Annotated in this window: 12 protein-coding genes and 7 pseudogenes; 15 read left to right on the forward strand and 4 right to left on the reverse strand. The window is 59.5% G+C overall.

Translation table 11 applies throughout. The features are described 5' to 3' along the window. Positions 1–196 precede the first annotated feature (196 nt). From VSR82_RS36955 to VSR82_RS36980, 6 genes and pseudogenes are all read left to right on the forward strand, one after another. Positions 197–443: pseudogene (locus tag VSR82_RS36955) on the forward strand (SET domain-containing protein-lysine N-methyltransferase); the annotation flags it as partial. Between the two features lie 421 nt (positions 444–864). Then, positions 865–1,740: pseudogene (locus tag VSR82_RS36960) on the forward strand (EAL domain-containing protein). A gap of 667 nt (positions 1,741–2,407) precedes the next feature. After that, complete coding sequence (locus VSR82_RS36965) at positions 2,408–2,644, forward strand: hypothetical protein (protein WP_498858629.1); 237 nt, start codon at positions 2,408–2,410, stop codon at positions 2,642–2,644. A gap of 104 nt (positions 2,645–2,748) precedes the next feature. Beyond that, positions 2,749–5,682, forward strand: a pseudogene (locus tag VSR82_RS36970) (acetoacetate--CoA ligase); the annotation flags it as partial. A gap of 95 nt (positions 5,683–5,777) precedes the next feature. Beyond that, positions 5,778–6,260, forward strand: a pseudogene (locus VSR82_RS36975) (transposase); the annotation flags it as partial. Positions 6,261–6,357: 97 nt separating this feature from the next. Next, complete coding sequence (locus VSR82_RS36980; protein ID WP_429464272.1) at positions 6,358–7,638, forward strand: hypothetical protein; 1,281 nt, start codon at positions 6,358–6,360, stop codon at positions 7,636–7,638. Between the two features lie 157 nt (positions 7,639–7,795). Here the strand turns inward: VSR82_RS36980 and rpoD are convergent, their stop codons facing one another. Continuing rightward, complete coding sequence (gene rpoD / locus VSR82_RS36985) at positions 7,796–9,787, reverse strand: RNA polymerase sigma factor RpoD (RefSeq protein WP_498858630.1); 1,992 nt, start codon at positions 9,785–9,787, stop codon at positions 7,796–7,798. Between the two features lie 380 nt (positions 9,788–10,167). On the opposite strand from rpoD, the gene VSR82_RS36990 reads away from it, so the two are divergent. Then, entirely contained in the window at positions 10,168–10,386 is a 219-nt protein-coding gene (locus VSR82_RS36990; protein WP_410852939.1) for a hypothetical protein, read from the forward strand. A gap of 343 nt (positions 10,387–10,729) precedes the next feature. Here VSR82_RS36990 and VSR82_RS36995 read toward each other — a convergent pair whose 3' ends face one another. Both VSR82_RS36995 and VSR82_RS37000 read right to left on the reverse strand, forming a co-directional pair. After that, complete coding sequence (locus VSR82_RS36995; protein ID WP_498858631.1) at positions 10,730–11,800, reverse strand: porin; 1,071 nt, start codon at positions 11,798–11,800, stop codon at positions 10,730–10,732. A gap of 1,902 nt (positions 11,801–13,702) precedes the next feature. After that, positions 13,703–14,017: pseudogene (locus VSR82_RS37000) on the reverse strand (transposase); the annotation flags it as partial. Positions 14,018–14,384: 367 nt separating this feature from the next. On the opposite strand from VSR82_RS37000, the gene VSR82_RS37005 reads away from it, so the two are divergent. The 6 genes and pseudogenes from VSR82_RS37005 to VSR82_RS37030 form a co-directional block, all read left to right on the forward strand. Then, positions 14,385–15,287, forward strand: coding sequence for a trypsin-like serine protease (locus VSR82_RS37005; RefSeq protein ID WP_429464267.1), 903 nt, complete (start codon positions 14,385–14,387; stop codon positions 15,285–15,287). A 626-nt stretch (positions 15,288–15,913) separates the two neighbouring features. Then, positions 15,914–17,436 (forward strand): annotated as a pseudogene (gene istA / locus VSR82_RS37010) (IS21 family transposase). Positions 17,437–17,442: 6 nt separating this feature from the next. After that, entirely contained in the window at positions 17,443–18,231 is a 789-nt protein-coding gene (istB, locus tag VSR82_RS37015) for an IS21-like element helper ATPase IstB (RefSeq protein ID WP_498858632.1), read from the forward strand. 115 nt (positions 18,232–18,346) lie between these two features. Continuing rightward, on the forward strand, positions 18,347–18,715 hold the full coding sequence (locus VSR82_RS37020) for a transposase zinc-binding domain-containing protein (protein ID WP_498858635.1): 369 nt from the start codon (positions 18,347–18,349) through the stop codon (positions 18,713–18,715). Beyond that, entirely contained in the window at positions 18,628–18,870 is a 243-nt protein-coding gene (locus tag VSR82_RS37025; protein WP_410853251.1) for a transposase, read from the forward strand. Before VSR82_RS37020 ends, VSR82_RS37025 begins: the two co-directional genes overlap by 88 nt. A gap of 168 nt (positions 18,871–19,038) precedes the next feature. Continuing rightward, a pseudogene (locus VSR82_RS37030) lies at positions 19,039–19,475 on the forward strand (transposase); the annotation flags it as partial. A 295-nt stretch (positions 19,476–19,770) separates the two neighbouring features. Here the strand turns inward: VSR82_RS37030 and VSR82_RS37035 are convergent. After that, positions 19,771–19,989, reverse strand: coding sequence for a hypothetical protein (locus VSR82_RS37035; RefSeq protein ID WP_498858633.1), 219 nt, complete (start codon positions 19,987–19,989; stop codon positions 19,771–19,773). Between VSR82_RS37035 and tnpA the strand changes: the two genes are divergently transcribed. Then, positions 19,982–20,368, forward strand: a complete 387-nt coding sequence (gene tnpA, locus VSR82_RS37040; protein WP_498858634.1) for an IS66-like element accessory protein TnpA — start codon at positions 19,982–19,984, stop codon at positions 20,366–20,368. The two genes, VSR82_RS37035 and tnpA, sit on opposite strands and share 8 nt — an antisense overlap. A gap of 8 nt (positions 20,369–20,376) precedes the next feature. Continuing rightward, positions 20,377–20,556, forward strand: coding sequence for an IS66 family insertion sequence element accessory protein TnpB (tnpB, locus tag VSR82_RS37045; RefSeq protein ID WP_498858636.1), 180 nt, complete (start codon positions 20,377–20,379; stop codon positions 20,554–20,556). The last annotated feature ends 100 nt before the right edge of the window (positions 20,557–20,656 follow it).

Raw genomic sequence — 20,656 nt, forward strand, 5'->3', positions numbered from 1 at the left:
GCGCGACTGCAACCCGGCTTGGTGATCTTTTTGTCAGCTGGGTCTTGCGGCGAAGCCCGAACATGGTGGTATGGGGGTCTTGACCGTTAGTTGCACTATTGACAGAAAGGACAATCAATGAGAATGGGCAAAGCGATGTGGTTCCGCGCGCCACCAATCGCCCTGACTGACCGACGCACCCGACGGAGGCGACACCATGCGATTGCGCCGCATCCCCGCGCGACGTTCTCCCATGCATGGCAGAGGACTGTTCGCGCTGCAACCGCTCGCCGCGAGCTACAGGGTCATCGAGTACAAGGGGGAATTGACCAGTTGGCCGCGCACCGCCCTTCGTCAACGCTCTGAGACTGGGCACATGTTCGCGTTCGGTCTGTAGGCGTGTGATCGACGGCAACCGGGGTGGCAACAGCGCCCGCTTTCTGAATCACACCTGCTCCGCCAACTTCAACGTCGACAGTGATGCCACGTTGCCGTTGGTTGTACTCAGGCCGGCGGACAGTGAATTGGCCCCGCTCTGTGCGGTACAGTGACGAAATGGGTTATGTCAGACAAATCAACGGTCGGAAGCCACCCGTGAACCGTACTCATATCTGGTCGTGCCCCGCTGCGGGCCGGCTTTCGGTGGAGCGCTCCTGTGTCGGCGCACTGAACGTTCACTGTCACTTCTCGGAGTGTGCGGCGGACGCGGCCTTTCTCGTCTCCGAAAAGGGTGCAATTGAGTAAGCCAGCGCAGGAGCATTTGCAATGATGGCGCCCGGCGCCCTCGCACGGCGGCGCGACGTCGTGTCGCTCGTCGAGGTCAGCAGCGCGCCCCGCTTCCGGGACGCGATTCGCCGCGCCCGCACGGGCCAACTGGCGGAAATAATGGTGGCGTTCCGCGCGAAAAATGGCGGCAGGGTGCCGTTTCAGGCGAAGGTGTTTCGGGCCGTCGACTCGCACAAACTTTGGATAGTCGGGCTTGACCTGTCGAAAACGGACAAGCTGGCTAAGTACGAGCCGCAGGGCGCGGTGGCCGAGCATGAAGCCTTGGCGGCGGCGTACCGGAACGGCGAGTTCATGGTGTACTACCAACCCTTGGTGAGCCCCGACGGCGAGCTTAAGGGTTGCGAGGCGCTAATGCGGTGGCGGCAGCCCAGCGGCACCTTTGTTTCGCCGGTAGACTTCGTTCCAGTGGCTGAGCGCAGTGGCTTTATCATTGAGTTGGGTTCGTTCACGTTACGCGAAGCACTCGCGCAGTTGCAGCAATTCGAAAAGGCAGGGCTGGACAAACTCTTCATGAGCGTGAACGTCAGTCCACGCCAGCTCGAGCACGATGATGTCGAAGACATCCTCGCGCGCGCTCGCCGAAACGGGTGTGCATCCCGGGCGGCTCTCACTGGAATTGACTGAAGGCGCGATGGTGCTAGATGTCGAGGAGACCCAGCGTATTCTGCACCGGATTGTGGCCACGGGGGTCGCATCTCGTTGGATGGCTACGGCACCGGCTTTGCGAACATGACCTACCTGACGTCCTTCCCAATATCGACGGTCAAGCTGGACCGTTCGTTCGTCCAGGCAATTGAGGTCGACCAGACTTCGCGAGTCGTGGTCAAAACGTTGGTCGGAGCGGCCAAGACACTCAACCTTCGTCTGGTTGCTGAAGGCGTTGAGACCGCCTCGGTGGCGCACGCTTTGAAGGACATGGGCATCGACTACTTGCAGGCTACCTCTATGGCAAAGCCATGCCCGCAGCGGCCCTAATTGCTCGCTTCAGAGCACTTGCGTCTCCATTCAGTTGTGAATCGGGCACAGCGGCAGTTAATTTAGTCCTTGAGGTAGCTGGCTAAATTCCTCCTTGGCCTTGGTGAAAGCCCGCGCTCTTCGTCACTCTGGCAAGCTCCACCCTGCCGATGTCTGCGCGAACATGTAGTTGACTTTGATATCACTAACACCTCAGGAACTCTTCGTGGGTCAGGCCAAAGTCAATAACGTAACGACCCAATATAATAGCAACAGTTCAAAGATTATTCCAACGCGATCATAATCGGTCTTCCTCACTGCAACGACGCATTGGATGCATCCATTGTTTCATTAAGTCAAAGTTTAGACCCGTTCCGTCCGGGAAAACGCAAGGTGATGGATAACGAATTTTTACCTGCGGTTTTTAGGTTAATCCAAGGATCTCGTCGGTGGATAATACAGATTCGTTTGCTGACAGATTTGGCGAGTACGCTCGACCTCGCGTACTGGAAGCGGCGCAAGCGCCGAAAATTGAATTGGACAAGACTCGTCGCGTGCTTGAGCCAGTTGTGTCACCACTTCATCTCCCGTTGACACCCGCTTACACCGCGTCCCAATCGGGGGGATGGTCATACAGCGCTATCTTTGGGCAATTGAGACGCCTTTGGATTGGCCTCGCCACCTCCCTGTGATCGTCACCTTCTATGAGCCGCTGCATCCGGGCCTCCATGCTAAAGGGATCAATTGGGTTCAGATGGCCGGCGCATTTTCCCGCGTGCTTGCCCGTTTGAGAGCGTACGGGAAGATTGATCTGAAGCAACACGTACGCGAAAAGCGTTGGCAAATTTACCTTTTAGCATCGTTCTCCGGCGTGCCAGGTTACAGTGCTTTCATCAAAGTTCAGGTGCCCAATAAACACTTCTAAAAGTACGTTTTCGCAAATAGAAAAAGAAGGCGGCTCAATAGCATTAATTTGACTATAAACGGGCATCTTAAATCCGTCTCTTTCTGCATTTGCATGGAGGAAATATGGATCGCCTGCAATTGCCCTGTGCGTCGCCTAACCCCGGTGCAATCCCGGAACGCGCCCCCATTTTCACCAATACCCCCGAGTGCGCCGCCACTTCTCAAATGACCGCGTTCACCGCAGCCTTGCAGGCGCACACGGGCCAGATCTTCGACAGCTACGAAACGCTGCACGATTTCTCGGGACGGGCATATCGAACGTTCTGGCAAGTCTTCGTGCAATGGTCTGAAGGTCTTGACTGGTCCGGCAGTCTCGAACCCGTGTGCGTCGGCGACGAATGCGAGCACGCACAGTTCTTCCCGGAACTCGAACTGAATTACGCCGACAACCTCTTGAGCTTGTCGGTAGCAAGGGCCGAGGCACCTGCGCTGACAGCCTGTCACGCCGATGGCCGGCGAGTGCATCTGACTCGCGGTGAGCTGCGCGATCGCGTATCGCGTCTCGCGCATGCACTCACGGAATTGGGACTGCGCCAAGGGGATCGCGTAGTGTGTGTGATGCGCAACGACGCTGAAGCGGTCGTCACTGCGCTGGCGGTCACCGCGCTCGGTGCAACGCTGTCGACGGCTGCACCGGAGATGGGTGTCGAGACGCTCCTCGATCGTTTCACACCGCTCTCGCCGCGCCTGCTGTTCGCGCACGCAGCGGCGCAGACTTTCGACACGGGCGTACCGGTCGCGACCAAGATCGGCGAGCTGGCGGCTGCTTTGCCGTCGCTGGAATGTATTGTCCGTCTCGACGATGGCGCCCTACCAGATGCGGTCAAGCAACGAATCTATTCGCTCGATAAACTGGTCGAGCACAGCGACGCCGCATCGTTCGAATGGCGGCGCTTCCCGTTTAACCACCCGCTTTTTGTCATGTTCTCGTCGGGCACCACCGGGAAGCCCAAGTGCATCGTGCACGGTGCGGGCGGCACTTTGCTGGAACACCTGAAGGAGCATCGGCTGCATAGCGATCTGCGGCCCGGCGACCGGATGTACTTCCATACCACCTGCGCATGGATGATGTGGAACTGGCAGTTGTCGGCGCTTGCGTCCGGCGTCGAAATCGTCACCTATGATGGCCCGATCTCGACGGTCGATACGCTATGGCGCCTCGTTGCCGACGAGCGCGCCACGGTGTTCGGCACAAGTGCCGCTTATCTGAAGATGAGCGAAGACGCTGGGCTGATGCCAGGGCGGCAGTTCAATCTAAGCGCCCTGCGCGCGATGATGTCGACGGCCGCAGTGCTGTTCGACCCACAGTTCACCTAGGTGCGTGATCACGTGAAGCCGCTGCCTTTGCAGTCGATTTCGGGCGGCACGGACATCATCGGCTGCTTTGTGCTAGGCAATCCCAACCTGCCGGTCTACGCAGGCGAAGCCCAATGCAAGAGTCTTGCGCTTGACGTTCAGGCCCGCTCGCAGGGCGAGTCCGTCGACGGGATCGGCGAACTGGTGTGCGCGAACCCGTGTCCGTCACGTCCACTCGGCTTCTTCGGCGACACGGACGGCACCGTCTTTCACGCCGCCTATTTCGCGAGCAATCCGGGCGTCTGGACTCACGGCGATCTGATCGAGTTTTCGCCGCAAGGCACTGCGAGACTGCATGGCCGCACCGATGGCGTCCTGAACGTGCGCGGCTTCAACGTCGGGCCGGTCGAGATCTATCGCGTACTGGATGACATCGAGGAAATCCGCGACGCGATGGTCGTTCAGCAGTCGTTGCGCAATATGACGGCTGGCTCTTCGAACGCAGCCCCAACGGATCAGCGTACGGTGTTGATGCTCGTGCTGCGCGAAGGCTTCCAGCTGAACGCAGCGCTGGCCGCCCGTGTGCGCCGCGACCTTGCACGTCGCACATCTCCGGCGCACGTGCCCGACCGCATCATCGCCGTCGATGCGTTGCCGGTTACGCACAATGGCAAGCCGTCGGAAGCGGCCGCACGCAACGCGATCAGCGGCCTGCCGGTGCGCCACACGGCGGCGCTGCGCAATCCCGAGTGTCTGGACGCGATTCGGCGTCACCCGGCGCTGAACTCGGCAACGCGCGAACTGGCGCCGGTGGGCCAGTCCCGGGAGGATCTCGAACGGCACTTGCAGTCGCATTGGGAAAGACTGTTCGACATAGCTCCGATCGGTCGCGACGACAACTTCTTCCAACTAGGTGGCAATTCGTTGCTGGCGGCGAGATTACTTGCCAGTGTGAATGAGTCGACGGGGCGCACGCTGCCGCTCGCGACACTATTCATCGCACCGACCATTGCGCGCCTCGCCGCGGCAATCGACGAGCCCGGAGTGCCGCAATCTTCGCCGACGGTCGTACCGATACGAGCAGGCACGGGTACACCGCTCTTCCTGGTACACGGGGTGAGCGGCACCGTCATGGAATGCTCGGCGCTCATCGCGGCGATGCAGACGCCGCGCCCGATGTTCGGGCTGCAGGCACGAGGCCTCGACGGCGAGCAGCCGGCACAACGGCGCGTTCACGAAATCGCGGCCAGCTACATCGGACAGATGCGCAGCGTGCAGCCGACGGGACCCTACGCGGTGGCGGGCTACTCGTTCGGCGGATTGATTGCGGTCGAGATTGCGCAACAGCTAAGCCGCGCCGGCGAGCAAATGGAATTGCTGTGCCTGATCGATACCTATGCGCACGAGCGTTGCCTCCCGTGGCGGGCCTGGCTGCGGCACAACCGTGACTTCCTCGGCTGGCACTGGCGCAGGCTGCGCGCCGTCCCCAAGGCGCAACTTACGCACTACGTGAAGGACAGACTCGCGAATGTCGTAGATTATTTGCGCATGCGCAATGGACGCATGGCACACCGCCCAAATAGCCACAACGCGATGATGCCGCCGGCACTACGGACGGTGCGCGAGACGTTGCGGGTAGCGATGACGACGTATCGGCCAAGGCCCTATCACGCTGGACCGATCGTCTATGTGCACGCGACGTCCATGCTGTCGTACCGTAACAATCAGGGCGAATTCAACCGGTCGTCGCAACACCTTCTATCGAGGGGTGTTGCATGGGACGAAGTGTAAAGCAGGTGTATCGGTTGACGGGGCGAGGAGCGATGTACTCGCCGGGCGCGCCATCACTTGGACATGAGATCGAGCGTCGGTTTTGGCACCAGATCGCGACTGGCATTACAAGCGAGAAAGCAGCGGAGGCGGTAGGCGCATCTCAAGCGGTAGGCTCGCGCTGGTTCCGCTATCGTGGCGGCATGCCACTATTCATGTCGAAACCTATTGCGGGTCGATACTTGTCGTTCGCTGAGCGAGAAGAGATAGCATTGCTTTCTGCCCAGGGCCTCGGGGTGCGCGAGATCGCCCGCCGTATCGGACGCAATCCATCAACCGTTTCGCGGGAACTCACGCGCAATGCGGCGACCCGTGGTGGGTGCCTCGAGTATCGTGCTTCGGTCGCGCAGTGGAAGGCGGAACGGTTCGCTAAACGACCAAAGCCAGCGAAGCTGGCGACTAATGCACGGCTGCGTCAATATGTACAGGAGCGCCTGGAGGGCAAAGTGTCAACCCCGCGGACGATTTGCGGGACCTCGGGACAGCGGACAACGCCAACCTCGCCACGCGAAAACGTCTCCGTCCAACCGGCCGGGACAACCCTACTTGAAGGCGCCTCCTCGAGACTCCACTCAGACTGCGTCAATCTTCAAAACACGGTCGTTCCAGTTTCTCGTCGATGCGGTGGGTGCAGAGAATATCGCGCTCGGACTCGACTCGAACATGACGCGAGTTGCTGAATTGATGAAGGGTGAAAGATTCACGCCCGAGACCGCTTTTCATATGGAAACCACGCTTGGACTGCCGCATGGTTTCTTTGACCAGCCCCATCCTGCCCTCGCGCCCGAAACCATCGCCCGTCTGAAGTCACCGCTCGACTTTATCAAAACAGACAGCGAGCCCGAGGTTGCGTCTCAAACGCGCATACCGGCTTCCGCCCCGAACGGCGGCCAACAATCCATTCTTGCAGACAACCTGTCCGAGGAAACGGAAATGCCAAAGAAAGCAACGGGCGGGTCGCCGGTGACCGTCAAAAAGAGTCGAGGCCAGTTGACCAGACTGACAGGCGCCCATGCGGCAGGAAAACGCTCATCATCGAAACCCAGAGCCTCTTCTCAAGCGACCCGGCAGCAACCGCTGGCGTTAAACGACAGCGCCACGCTTGAAAACATTCGACGGCAGAACCTCCAGGTTCTCACGGGTCGCAACGGCTCCAAGGCGCGCCTCGGTGTCGTCATGTCGATGACTAAGTCCAATACCGCCCATCGGCTATATGGCAAGAAGCGCATGGACGATGCCGAGGCGAACCGTTTCACGGAGCGTCTTGGTTTGCCGACTGGCTGGCTGGACACACCGCGCTCGGAAATGGAAATTCCCGAGTCGGTGTTACGTTTGCTGACCCCTGCTTCGCGCAGTCGGGGATCCGTTGCACAACAGGAGTCGGTCGAGCCTGCGACGAAGAAAGGTGCGCCAGGCAAACCCGCATATCCGAAGGCGCACACGCGACGCACGCGGACGGGCGTCCCGGTCGAGCCGGAAAATGTCTCGCCAGCTTCAGCGGACGTCGCAGATGAGAACACGGCAATCGTCGTCGGTCCGCATGATCATATAAGCGATGCGCATGCCGAGGCCGCCGGTCGCTCTTCTGAAGGAAATGACGGCGAGCTGCCTACAGTCATATCGGCAACCCCTGAGGCACTTGAGCCCGCCGCAATCTCCCAGCAAAACCTCGTCCCACTCCCCGCTTCGGTCACCAGCCTGGAAAATCTCCACGGCATCGCACCAATCGCGGAAGCATTGATCAAGACGTTGGCAGGAAAGGCGCGCACAGGACGGCTGGACGAATTGGAGGCTCTGGAACTTTTGCAGCAGGCAGTCCTGTTGTGAGTCGGCGCTAGGGGACGATGACCCACTGTCCCGCGGAGCCCGACGCGCATCGGGCCCGCCCTGACCCAGAGGTATCGGACCGCAACTATCCGGTCGACAATTGACTGCTCAAGCCCCCTTCGAAACGGCACAAGCCTCCAATGCACGCGTCAGCGCCTTAATCGTCGAGAAATGGTCGTAGCTTGGCGGTGCGGTTCGGATGCGTCAGTTTTCGCATCGCCTTGCTTTCGATCTGCCGGATCCGTTCGCGCGTCAAGTCAAACTGTTTGCCCAGTTCCTCAAGCGTACAGTCAGATGCGGTATCGATCCCGAAACGCATCCGCAACACCTTCGCTTCACGCGGCGACAATGCGTCGAGCGCCGTATTGATCGCGGCGCGCAGATTCGCCTGCACGGCCGCATCGGCGGGCGACGTCGCCGTCGGATCTTCGATCATATCGCCAAGTGTCGCATCAGCATCGTCACCCACTGGCGTCTCAAGCGATAAGGGCTGCCTCCCAATCTTCAACATGGCGCGAACCTTCTCTTCCGATAATTCCATGTGCTGCGCCAACACCGCAGGATGAGCCTCGCGTCCGGATTGTTGCAGGATCTCACGGGAAATCCGGTTCAGCTTGTTGATCGACTCCATCATGTGAACAGGAATCCGGATCGTGCGAGCCTGATCCGCAAGCGAACGCGTGACTGCCTGCCGCACCCACCAGGTCGCATAAGTTGAAAATTTCCAGCCGCGTCGGTATTCGAATTTGTCGACGGCTTTCATCAGGCCGATATTTCCTTCCTGGATGAGATCCAGGAGGTGCATGCCGCGGTTCACATATTTTTTCGCAATGGAGATCACGAGGCGCAGGTTGGCCTCGATCATCTCGCGCTTTGCCTGCCGCATCTTCGACTCCGCCGCCATCATCTGCCGGTTGATATTCTTCAACTGCTGCAACGGCAGTCCGACCTTCGTTTCGATATCGAGAAGCTTCCGCTGTTCAGCCTGAATCGCCGGCAGACTACGTTCGAGGGCGGCGCCGTACTCGCGCGACGCTGCCGCCGTGCTTTCAGTCCACGCGAGATCAGTTTCGCGTCCCGGAAACGACTCGACGAACTTCTCGCGCGGCATGCCGCATCGATCAACAGCAATTTGCAGAATATGGCGCTCGACTGCGCGCACCTGTGCGACCTGCTGTTGCACATCGTTACATAGCCGATCGATCGTTCGCGCCGTGAAGCGAATGGGCGCCAACTCGCGCTGGATCGCTTCACGCAGGTCCGCGCCAGCTACCCGCCCCATACCCTGCACAGCATGGGAACAAGAAATCTGCTCGAACAGCTCGCGCACCCGGGCAAAAATAACGAGGCTGTCGCTCGTGAGCTGTTTCAGGCGCGCTTCGTTCGCCCTCGCCGTGTCCCGGTCTTCAATCTCGCTGTGCTTATCGCCGTCGTCGTCATCGTCAGCTGTGGCCTGCTCGGTGTGCGGCGCTTCAGCGAAATCCGTCGACGACTGTTCGACCGATTCGGTTTCCTCATTGATTCCGTCAATCAGTTCGTCGATGCGCAGTTCACCGGCTTCAATCTGCTTCGCGCTCAGAAGGAGCGCGGAAACGGTAACCGGGCACGCAGCAATCGTCCGGATCATTTCCTGGAGGCCGCCTTCGATTCGCTTCGCAATCTCGATCTCACCCGCGCGAGTCAACAATCCGGTCGCGCCCATTTCACGCATATACATGCGGAAGGGATCGGTCGTACGCCCGAATTCCGAATCGACGGTGGAAAGCGCCACTTCCGCCTCCTCGTCGGCCTGGTCATCCAACATGGTTGCCGGCGCCGCATCGTTCATAAGCAGCACCTCCGCTGAAGGCGCCTGTTCGTAGACCGCGACGCCCATGTCATTGAAGGTGCTGACAATGGTTTCAATGGCAGCGGTCTGCGCGAAGTTATCCGGCAGGTGATCGTTGATTTCGGCATGAGTCAGGTAGCCGCGCTTCTTTCCGAGCTGAATGAGTGCGCGCATCTGACGCTGCTGCTCTTCGTCCGGCGACACTGTATCCACCGGCAGCAGGCCTGCGGTTGCCTTGCTCTTCGATGCGCGCCGGGCCGACGCTTTCGGCGCTGATGCAGCTGTATCTGGACCTGAATTGCACGGATCAACCTTTGCCATACATTCTCCTGAAGGGGTTTGCCCGGCGATCGCGAAACCAGCGGTTGCCGGCTGCGGGGCAGGCACGAGATGAAGGATCGCAACGGGCAATGAACACGGCCCGCAGAACCAGCGTGCGATAGGGAAGCGCAAAACGCGGCGCACGAGGAGGAAAGGCTAGCAATGTAACACCATCTGCTGCACCACTCCAATCCCGCGATTTGTTCGGCTGGCACGGACCGCGATCAAATGAGGACCCGGCGGACCTGCCTGAGGTAGGCTAATGCCGGAAAGCGCGCGATCGAGCCCCACGGGCATCTCCCGGTTGCCCCGCGTATGACTTACCCGGCGCTTCGATTATGATATCCATCCGACGATCTTGAGCATCTGCGGAACTGGCGATGAAGCCGATCAAATTGCGAGTATCGCGCGACGAAGCGGACAACCTGCTGGACGATTTGACTGCATGGGCGAGCACCAGCGGCATTGACCTAGGGCTTTCCACCTTCAGTACGCCCCATACCTTGTCGAGCACGAATTCGCCCGTTGTCTATCATGTCTATGTGGGCGAGAGCTTTTTCGAGCAGTTCCCGGAGTGGCGCATGTTCATCGAGCAGTAACCGGCCACCCCGGCTATGCAAAACCGGCGACAACGCCCAAAGATCTAGAGACAACTTCGTGTAAGTCGCAATCTTTTCAATTCATTTGACGACAGCGGCCAGCAAAGTGGGAACACCGCAGCGGCGTTTGCGCCGCGCTTCGATATCGGCAGCGGCCGGCCGTTCAACACGGAAGTCGATGCCTTGACGGGCGAATTCAGCGCGGCGCGCCGAGTCGTTGACCGCATATGCAGCGTCCGTTCTATCCGGCAAGCGGCCGGTTCAGCTCAAAACGAACAACTGGTTGCGGAGTAGCGTCGTGTGCTGCGCGCTTCGCGGCGTCGTAAGCCGACATCATCCAGCCCTAGAAGCGGTGCCGGATGCCCGTGCCGACGAGCAACTGGTTTTGACTGCTTGACGGATCGTTGGTGTTGATCACGGTAGGCGCGCCCAATGACGCGTGCTGATAGATCGTTTCCGCGTACACGTCCGTACGCTTCGACAGTTGATAGACGGCCTGCAGCGCGCCCTGGTGCCAATGCGCCGAAGAAGCGTCGGAGAACACGTACATACCCGCTAGCGAGAGGGCGGGCGAAGCTTGCCAGACCGCGCTGATCTCGTAGTTACTGAACCCGATCGACGGCAAAACGCTGCCGCTGTCCGCATCGGCAACGCCTGTGTAGATCGAACGCGACCACGCCCCTGCCAGAGTCACATCGCCGAGCGCATAACTCGCGCCAGCGGCGACCGCATCCTGCTTTTGCACACTGGCGTCGATTATTGTCTGACCGCTGCCGGGCAATGCCGATGGCGAGTAGGCACCGACCTCGTTGAGGCCGCGTCCGTTGTTGTGCATCCATGCGACACCGGCATTGAATGGGCCATTGCCGTAGTTCGCAGCAATGCCGTATGCACGGTTCTGCGCGAACCGGCCTGCAGTGTTGGAGAATGCATACATGCCGCCGAAGCTGAACCCGTTCAGAGAGGCGCTTGCATATTTGACGGAGTTCGCGGCTAGGTAGGAGTTGTTGGCATTGTCGTTGTCAAACGGATGCGCGAGCGCGGTACCGCCGGTTCCCCCTGTCAGCGTGAACGGCGCGAAATAGTCGTGAATCAGGTCGTATTGGTGGCCGAGGGTCAGCGTCCCGAGGGTCTCGGATTGAAGTCCCACGTACATCGGATGATCGTTGAATCCTTCGCCCGAGGTCACCGAGTAGCCTCGCTCCATGCGAAAAAGTGCTCGGGCTCCGCCGCCCAGATCTTCGGCACCTTGCAACCCCCAGAAACTGCCATCTATCAATCCCGACGTCGCGCGATATTGCGCATGTCCATCCACGTTGCTGACGTAGGTGAGGCCCGCATCGAGTGCACCGTATAACGTGACGCTTTGGGCTGAGCAGGTAGAACTGAGGGGCGCTAGCAATGCGCCGGCCAACGAGCAGTAGTGAAGTTGGTTCATGATCAAATCGAAGGAGTAGTGGGGCGGAAAATACCGAACGCACCAATGCGCTCAAGGCACACGGGTGCCACGCGAGATTGCCGGTAAAGTGCCGACGGATCGAAGCCAGTCAGATCGGCAGATCGATTGACGGAGGGATCCGGATGATGTTGCCAGCCGCAAAGGCTGGCGCAAGGAGGTGACTGTGACGTTCATGTGCGGCTCCGTGGGGTTTCGCACCCCGGTTTGTCCGATACAGGAACGAAAAGAGATCTGACTCCTGCCACAGGCAGGAGAATGCCAGGACAGACACAGTGACGCGACCGCGCTGCCCCCTTTTCGCTCGATGGAAAAATGTAGTTATCGTTTGGTCACTAACGGCGATGCACACTGTCGACGGAACAACAGAAGAATCGCGGGATCCCAAGTTTCGGTGATCGTAGTGCCTGCCGTTGGATATGACAATCAGGCACTGACCAGCGAGGATTCCCGCGCTCCAACGGAATGGCCGATGAGCCGCTGTGATGTGCCGCGGCAGCAGTTGAGAACGACTATTCCACTCGAATATCCCCAACTTTGCAACGCAGGCTACTCGATCGGCAGTTGAGGGGCGAGATCGTGTGGAAACTCCCTTTTTCAGGGTTAATGCTGGACAGCAACTGGCCGGCTCTTCGTCATTGCCTGCATTCCTCTATGTTGCAAACTGCCATGTAGATATGCATCACAAAAACGCGCAATAAGACATTCAATGCTACGTTTTTCTGAGGAAAGTGACCACTGCTTAGGTAATAACAATGGCCTATTTCTTCGAATAGACTACATTTTCTGATCCCCAATAAATCGCTGCCGTAAGTTATACCTCAATAGCAGGGGCGATATCAAATAAAGACAATTTATGCCTATAGGAAAATCTTTGATGGGGATCTCAAGCCCCCCCGACTTCACAAGCGTTATGAATGGTATGCGAGAGTCGTGTAGTAGGGGCCGTGTTCCGCCGCCCGGGAAGCATCGCGAAGAGGTGCCTGAGCAATTCAGACAGCCGGATACTGAGAGCGGCAGGAGCCTAAGCCAGCAATTAGTGCAGGCAATGGCACCTCGAAGATCATGGAAAAGGACCGCCAAGACTGCAAAGACGTGGATGCGGGACGTACGAATACCTTTGGTTTTCCTCATGCCTCGAACGACAAGCTCGCGCCACGATCTCTCAGCACCGACCTCCATGATGAGCAGCATCGGCATCAATATATTTGATGTCCCTTCCTTCTAGTGATTGCGTAGAAAATTTCGTAAGATACGCAACCTGCGGCGGCCAGTGCCGCGAGGGCAAATAAATTACGGTGTATTAACGTGTTCCAATATGGAGTGCCTATGAAAAATATGAAGCGAGTGCTATGTGGTGTCCTGCTGTCCATTGCTCTAACGGGGGTGGCGGCGCAGGCTACTGAGGTTCCGATCGAAATGTACTCAATTCCAAGTCCTGCGGACCCTTTCGATACTTCTACCTACTACTGCGGGCCCGGCGGGGAAAATGGGCATGGGAGTCACGCCGCGGAGCAAAGCGACTGGTCATTGAGCTTCGCATAATGCCTACGAGAAACTAGGCCATGACAAAATGAAATCCCACATTCCTCAGCGGCGCGAGGTGAAATGTGACATTGGCCGATGTCCGAAGCGAAGGTGCGCTGGCCAAACTGACTCACCAAGTCGATGTTTATCTTAGCGAGATTGCTGAGGCTGGAGCCAGCAGTCCTCGGCGGACGTATTCTGCACGACCCGCGCATTTACGCAGTGCTTCTATCCAGTTGGCTCATAACAATCCGCGGAATGTTGAACATTCAGGCTTCCGGTGGAAATCGGGGTGTAGGAATTGCAGGGACTTACTGGCAAGTTTCTGGTTCCTCGAGGACTACCGGGGAACGCAGTGCGGATTTTGAGGAAGAAATATTTCTCGTCGCGGTACCCGTAAGCGCGACGTTTAATGACCTTGATGGTGTTGTTGATGTCCTCGACAACGCTGGTATTGAACGGACGCCGGCAACGGGCCGCCAAGCCCTGCCAATAGCCTTGCAGACGCTGGGCGAACAATGTCAGAGCGGCAATCCCGCTTTGCCGGGCTTGCTTGAACCACCGCTCGTAGGCCTTTTGTGCCGAGGCGGGTTTGCGGCAGAAGCACAGCTGTTTCAGTTCGTCGCGCAGCGCGTAGACGCATAACAGCGCCGGGCCTCAGGACCTTTGATTTTTTGAATCTTTTCGGACCCAACCGCCATTTTTTGCACCAAAGGTACGTTTCCCCCGAACGGGGGTGCTGGAGCGCTGTGCCTACCTTCGTCGTCAAGGTAAGCCGCTGCGTGGGGACTAAATGCAACAACGCCGATAAAAGTGGCAAAAATCCATGTCCCTGAGGAGCGAGACATGCAGACGAACCCGAACGAACTGATCTGCTGAACCCAGGCCCCCGAGATGGGCCCCGACGCCGCCCCGGCCGACATGGTGCCGACGAAGGCGAGCCGGAGGCCTGAAATGAGCCTCGCGAACCACCACTTTCCCCGATCCTGACATCCCTGAGAGGACCCAATCCCTGATGAAAACCCTATCACCACGAAAGCGTGTGGCATCCCTCGCGATGGCCATCGCCACCACCCTCGCATCCTCGGTAGCCACGGCGCAAACCCCGGACGTCGTGCAGCCTCGCAATCCCGACCGCGCCGTCCTGCCGGTCATCTCTGGCTCGAAGGTCAGCGTTCCCGGTGGATCATGCAGCGTAGGGGCGGTGTTGGTGCCCAAGAGCTTCTTCTTCAGACTGACGCCTTACCAACGTGCCACACGATGGCTCGTGCTTGCCAAGCACTGCGCGCCGATGTACGCGACCATCCAGGTGGGTACCGTTGCCATCGGCAACGTCGTGTGGCAGTCGGCTACCTCGGACATCGAGCTCGTGCGGGTATCGCCGAAGCCGAATCCGATGTCCTTGCAATGCGCCTCTCACCACAGCGCAGCCTTCTGCAGTCCGGTCCAGACTTATACGCCCCTTGCGAATAACCAAGTCTTCATGCCGCGCGCCGGGCAGGAAGCGCGCCTTGCTGTTACCGGGTGGTCGGACGCGCCGTATGAACGGTTCTGCACAAGCGGTTGGCGCACCGGAGTCCGCTGCGTGTGGCAAGGCATGTCTCTCGAGGAGGGAGTTTGGAGACCGAATTATGAGCACATCAATGCCGCGCACTCGTCCGAGCTCAGCAGCATTGACAACGGCGACTCCGGCGGACCGGTCGTCACCTACGAACGGCAACTGATCGGGATCATCTCCTCCGGCGAGCCTATCGGCCGCTCCATCGTCTACTACACGCCAATGCAACAGGTGCTGTACGAGCTTTACAGCTACACCCTCGCCCCGGCCGACCTACCCACCGATGTCGGCGAAGCTAATCCGCTATCCCGCAACGGTGAAAACGCCGGTTGGGAACTGGCGCCGGCCGGCGACGAGTGAGGTGGCCGGTCGCGGCCCACTGCCCGATGAAGCCGAGCGGGTCGCCGTTCATGACGTCGGCCTATGTCGTCCGCATTCCGTGTGGGTAGTGGGAGTAGCTTTTCAGTCAGCAAAGCGCCGCCTCCGTGCGGCGCTTTGCTATGTGGTTGAGTCGCCCCTACAAAAACCCAGCAGTCCCTTACATAACAAGGTAAGCCGCTGCGCGGCAACTAGAACCGTCGGTATGCGAAGGCCAACGCCGCTGGCAAGCGCGCCGTTGCCCGCGAGCGGGGGATGGTAGAGTCGGAGGTCTCGCGGGGAGATACTGATCATCAGAACCGTCAGTCCGATCAAACAGCTGCTGCAGACCGGCGAGGCCTGGTGTCACTGACCGGCATATTCGAGCCATTCCGAGATCGGCGTAATCGAGCCACCGGATGATCGCCGCAATCGAGCCAGTGCATGATCGGCGCAATCGGGCCACTCGATGATCGGCGTATTGGAGCCACCGCAGGATCGGCGTAATCGAGCCACGTAGCAGGCTCAGTGTTCTGTCGGGTGCCAGCCCGAAACGCATTTTGAATTTCCGCAACCCGGTACCTTCAGGCTTTTTGCCCGGAGGGCCGATGAGTCGAAGGAGGTTCGAAGTGTTTGAGTATCGACAGGTACTGGCGCGCATGCGTCAGGTGATTCCGACCGCGACATTGCCAGCGCGCGCCTGATGGGGCGTGGGAAGCTGAAGACCGTCAGGCAGCTCGCGCTCGCTCGGGGCTGGCTCGATCCCGGTCGGCCCTTGCCGGACGACGCCGAACTGGCAGCGATCTTCGGACGCAATCCGAAGCTGCCGCGTAGCTGCGTCTCCACGATTGAACCGTTTCGCGATCTGGTGCGCGGCTGGTATGACGCCGACGTGCAGGGCACGACGATCTTCAACGCGCTTCAGCGCAATCACGGCTATACGGGCAGCTATTCTGCAGTGCGGCGCTTCCTGCTGCACCTGAAGGCCGAGCGCGGCGCGAGAGCGACGACGATCCTGGAGTTCGCCCCGGCGGACGCAGCGCAGCTCGACTTCGGAGCCGGTCCGGTGCTCATGCATGAGTCCGGGCTTGTGCTCAAGACATGGTTCTTCGTGATGACGCTGTGCTGGTCGCGGCACCAGTATGCAGAGATCGTGCTGGATCAAACGGTCGAGACGTGGCTGGCCTGCCACCGGCGTGCCTTCGAATGGTTCGGCGGCCGCGTGGAGCGCGTGATCATCGACAACGCCAAATGCGCGATTACAAAGGCGTGTATGTACGATCCCGAGGTACAGCGCTCGTACGCCGCGCTGGCCGAGGGGTACGGCTTCCGGATCGATGCATGCCCTCCACACGATCCTGCGAAGAAGGGCGTCGTTGAGGCCGGAGTCAAATACATCAAACGATCCTTCTTGCCGCTACGCGAATTCCGCGATCTCGCCGACGCCAACCGTCAATTGCGCGACTGGGTGATGCAGCAGGCCGGCACGCGCGAGCACGGCACGACGCGCGAGCAGCCGCTTGCACGTTTCGCCATCGAGAAGCCGCTGCTCGCCAGACTGCCCGATGTGCCGCCAGTGCTGGCCGTATGGTGCGAGGTCAAGGTGCATACCGACGGACACGTCGTCTACAGGAAGGCACTGTACTCGGTGCCGTTCACGCTCGTCGGCAAGCAGCTGTGGCTGAAGGCGACCGACACGGTCGTGCAGGTGTTCCACCGCCATGAGCTCGTCGCGACCCATCCGCGCTTGCGCAAGCCCGGCGATCGCCACACGGTGCGTGACCACCAGCCGCCCGAAACGCAAGCGTGGCTCGAGCACGAGCCACAGTGGTGCCTGGCGCGGGCAAAGGATATCGGGCCAGCCTGCCACGCGCTCGTTCTCGCGATGTTCAACGACAAGGTGCTCGTCAACCTGCGCGGCGCACAGGGCGTCGTGAGGCTTCGCGAGAAGGTCGGCGATCAACGGCTGGAGGCTGCGTGCGAGCGTGCGCTCGTGTTCGCCAGCCCCAAGTACCGCACCGTCAAGACGATCCTCGACAAGGGGTTGGACAGCCAGCCCACCGCAGCACCAGCGCCGACGCCGGCGCCTGCCGACACCTATCTGAACGGCGGCCGCTTCGGCCGTGACCTCCATTCCCTTCTGATCCATTGAACGCCCATGCATCCCAGTCCAGAACTGAACACGATCCTCAAGCAGTTGCGCCTCTCGGGCATCCTTGACTCGCTCGAGCAACGCAACCGTCAAGCCATCGACGGGCAACTTGCCTACACGGAGTTCCTCGCCATGCTTCTGCACGACGAGGTCGCACGGAGAGAGCAGAAGAAGCTCGGCGTGCGGCTCGCCCGCGCTGGCTTCTCCCTGGGCAAGACGCTCGAAAACTTCGACTTCGACCGCGTTCCCAAGCTCAACCGCGCTCACATCCATGATCTCGCCGCCGGCCGCTATATCGACGAGAAGGTCTGCGTGCTGATGGTCGGCCAAACAGGCGTCGGCAAATCGCATCTCGCGCAGGCCTTGGGCCACAGCGCCGCACGCCAGGGCCGCGATGTCCTGTTCATCACGCAAACCGAATTGCTCAAGAAGCTGCATGCAGCACGGGCGACTGAGCTTTATGAACGCAAGTTGCAGCAGTTCGTGCGCGTTCCGGTGCTCATCGTCGATGACTTCGCACTCAAACCCCTGCGTGCGCCCCATGACGAAGACTTCCACGACCTGATTACCGCCAGGTATGAGCGCGCGGCGACGATTCTGACGTCGAATCTCGACTTCAGCGAATGGGGCGACGCGTTCCCCGACAACCGCATCCTCGGTGCTGCCACGCTCGATCGGCTAAGGCACGGCGCCTACCGCGTCGTCATTGAGGGTGAGAGCTTCCGCAAGCCGAAACCGATGCCCGAAAACGGCGAAAACGCGGTTGCAAAATCAGGCAAAACAACGCATTCTTGAGTCCCTTCGAAATCGCGTTTCGGGGCCATTCCAGGTGGCCTCATTACGCCGATCATCCCCGGCTCGATTACGCCGATCCGTGACACCTGGTGGCGGTATTTCAAAAAGCATGAGCATGAGATCCGCTCGGCGGTGGTGGACAACGTGGTGCGCCTGCTGCTCGAACGGAGCCTGCCCGCATCGCAAGAAGGTGTGCTTCAGCTGCAAGAGCCGGTTCTGCCCCACGTGCGGCAAGAAGGCGACGGACCAATGGATCGCCACGCAAACGGCGAGGCCGCCGCAAACGCGCTGGCAGCACATCAGGCTGACGATGCCCTCGGCGCTGTGGGAGGTATTCAGGCTGAACCGCGCGCTGCTGAAGGCGCCCAGCGCGCAAACTGAACTGCACCCCAAAAGTTGGACACGGATCCAACCTTTGGGGTGTTTTTCACGGCGCTGCACACGTTCGGGCGCGACCTGCAATGGAACGTGCATGTCCATCTGAGCGTGACCTGCGGGGGCTTAACGCCCGACGGCGAGCAGTGGAAGTCGATGTATTTCGTGAAGGCACAGGTCATGCCGATGTGGCGCTACGCAATCGTCGATCTGTTGCGGCAGTCGTACGACGCGCTGGTTCCGCCGCAGGAGCTGAAAACGTAGTGCCCGACAAAAGTGGCGTGGAGCCGCTGGCTGGATCGTCACTACGGCAAGCCATGGATCGTCCATTTTGCGCCATCGTCGGACAGCCATATCCGCAACGTGAACTACCCTGGCCGGTATATCAAACGCCCGCTGCTGTCGCAGTAGAGGCTGAAGCATTACGACGGCTTTCCACCGTGGAAGTTGGTCAATCAGCAGACGCAGCGTTGGATTCAGGCAAGCTGTTTCGGGGCCATGCTGAGCGACCTGCGTTCCATCATTCGGGTTGCTCAGGATCGTCGAGGTCAACCAAGCGCGTGCATACGGCGGTGGACAGGTTGAAGCAATTACTCGCGGTACGTGTGCGCTGGGCAAGGAACAGGCGCGCGCGCAGGTCAGAGAGTTGGCACGGCAGGTTCAGCAGGCAACGGGCCAGACGCTCAAGGTGGCGTTTGCCGACCACGGATACACTGGCGAAGAGCCCGCGCAAGCGGCACTGGACGAAGGCATTGAGCTTAAGTCATCAAGCTGCCGGAGGGCAAAACGGGCTTTGTGCTGGTGCGCGCTGCTGGGTGGTCGAGCGCAGCTTCGGCTGGCTCAACCGTTTCCGTCGTCTGGCAAGCGACTAGCAGCGGTTGCCTGCAGCCCAGGCTGGTTAGCACTTCTCCGTATTCTCCCGCGCTTATGCTCGTGCACTTTCCAGCCCTTAACAAAACGGTAATGGTCGGACGCCCACGCTAATACAGCAATTGCCAATACGATAAGCACTGTCTGCATAAGGTGACCTCTTAACCGGTTATCGCGGAGATCGATGTGTATCCTCTTTGAACAAAAGTTGTCCGATATCGAACTGAAGTAAGAGCTTTCACATTGCACCGGAAGTCGACGTTCCCAAGTGGTGTACGTTCTCAACTTCCATCCTCAATTCTCGGGAATAGAGAGATTGGTCTTTCTTTCCTGAGCCCCCCAAAAACGTGAACCACCAAAAACAAAAACTCCTATCGTACGTTGGGCCGCTACGAACATCGCATTCACCATACGGTCCAAAGGTAAGCGCGTCTTCATCACCGTGTAGATTTCGGCGTTGAGTTTGGCTACTTTGGTGCCCACCAAATGAATGGTGGACGCAATAGTGGACAACGCCCCTCAATCCAAACGGACCAAGCGACCCAATTTTTCGGTCGAGTTCAAACGGCAGGTCGTCGAGGCGACGCTCAAGCCGGGCGCATCGGCCGCGCTCATCGCTCGCGAGCACGACATCAACGCCAACCTGCTGTTCAAATGGCGTCGTCATTATCTTGCCGGCGATTTCGGCATACCCGACGTTCCGTTGTCAGAGGCGCCTGCACTCAACTGGCTACCCGTGGCAGTGGCTGAGCCTTTGCCGGAAGTGCCGACGTGCCCATCGTCGGAGAGCGCCAGCATCTTCGAGGTCGAATGCGGCGATGTCCGGCTACGCGTGAGCGCTGACACGCCCATCGCGACCCTGATCAAGATTGTGCGGGGCCTTGCCCGATGAGCCTGCTGATGCTGCCGTCCGTCGTTGGCCTGCCGCCTGGATCCCGAGTGTGGCTGGCCGCAGGAGTCACCGACATGCGGGCTGGATTCAACAGTCTCGCCGCGAAGGTGCAAACGGTCCTTGAACGCGATCCCTTCTGTGGTCACGTGTTCGTGTTTCGCGGCAAACGCGGGAGTCTCGTGACATAGTGCATCCTTTGGTTAGAAGCCCGGCAACTTGAGTGACTTCTCTGCTTCCTGTCGGGCCTTGAAGTGAGGCGGTCGCCTTTCCTTGATAGCCCGTACACCT

This window comes from Burkholderia sp. JPY481 (assembly GCF_038900515.1).
GTDB classification, from domain to species: Bacteria; Pseudomonadota; Gammaproteobacteria; order Burkholderiales; family Burkholderiaceae; genus Paraburkholderia; species Paraburkholderia youngii.